General features: G+C 63.7%; 2 protein-coding genes. One reads left to right on the plus strand and one right to left on the minus strand.

What is annotated here, in order from left to right; genetic code table 11:
* Positions 1 to 364 precede the first annotated feature (364 nt).
* The gene (locus KHO33_RS41865; protein ID WP_200568565.1) at positions 365 to 583 is read left to right on the plus strand and encodes a hypothetical protein; all 219 of its coding nucleotides are present in this window, start codon (positions 365 to 367) and stop codon (positions 581 to 583) included.
* A gap of 64 nt (positions 584 to 647) precedes the next feature.
* Here the strand turns inward: KHO33_RS41865 and KHO33_RS41870 are convergent, their stop codons facing one another.
* A complete protein-coding gene (locus tag KHO33_RS41870; RefSeq protein ID WP_200568566.1) occupies positions 648 to 938 on the minus strand; it encodes a hypothetical protein in 291 nt (96 codons plus the stop codon).
* Positions 939 to 1088: the final 150 nt, after the last annotated feature.

The following is a 1088-nucleotide window of genomic DNA, read 5'->3' on the forward strand; positions in this document are numbered from 1 at the left end:
ATGTTTTGCCAGTACGGCAGGCCGAGTGTGGTGTCGTACCAGCACTCGCCGCGAAACGTACGGATCGCGCTTGCGACATCCTGGGCGATCTGGTACGGCTCGGTGGCGCACGCGATATCGCCGTTCGCGGTGAGGCAAAGGTCCCACGCGGTCCTGTCGAGCAGAAGGGTCTTCATCTCGCGCGAAAATGTGAAACCCCCGGGCGCCTGCACAGTCCGGGGTTTCCGCCTATCTCGTAATACTCAGTATTGTTAATCAATGTCAATTGAAATAAATCGGTCAACAATCAGGCGCGGCAGCGCGTTAGACGCAGTGACGCATGCTCGCGTCTTTCTGATCAACCAACCTGTCGGAGACCGTCCTCATGAAACTCACACTCGCTGCTTTCGCCGCTGTTGCCCTGACGCTTGCCGGCGCAGCATCCGCGAACGATTTCGATCACCGCGACCAGCGCGGGCATCGCGAAGAAGCCCATCAACGGATGGAACACCGCGGCACACGGACGCATCGTGATGCGCGTGACGACCATACGCAGCGCGAAGGGATGGCCGATGCGCATCACGACGACCAGCAGGTCCACTAAAGGCCGCAAGCCCCGGCAACGTCCATGACGTTGCCGGGGCTTGGCTGCATCCTCACAATTTCCGTTACAGCGGCGGACTGGTTGTACCGCCTTCCGAATCGCGGCGCGTATGGCTGCTCGTGCCGGCCGCGACCACATCGCCTTGCACCGCGAGCGGCCCGGCCATCTGCGCGCTGCCGCCGTTCGGTCCTTCGCCCTGGGTGATCGCACCGTCGAGTTCAATCGCCGGCGCGGCGTTCACGACCTGCGTACCGGCAGTCAATCCAATCTCGCTATCCGCCTGCAGCACGATCGTGGGCGCGGCCAGCCGGATGCGCGCAGGCGACACGATGCCGATGCCCTCAGGCGAGAACACGACATACTGCTGCGGCACCCCCCGAGAGCACCGTCATCGCATAGACCGAGTCGGGCAGGTCGTGCTTGCGCAGGCTGCCCGGCGCGGCGGGCGCGAGGTTCGCGCGCACCGACGAGCTGTCGCGGTCACACACGGCGACAAGCCCGATAT

Origin of the sequence: Paraburkholderia nemoris (assembly GCF_905221015.1) — a bacterium.
GTDB lineage: Bacteria > Pseudomonadota > Gammaproteobacteria > Burkholderiales > Burkholderiaceae > Paraburkholderia > Paraburkholderia nemoris.

What these genes read in the sequence shown, in the direction of transcription:
- KHO33_RS41865 (WP_200568565.1), top strand. Translation starts at nt 365, where the DNA reads ATGAAACTCACACTCGCTGCTTTCGCCGCTGTTGCCCTGACGCTTGCC.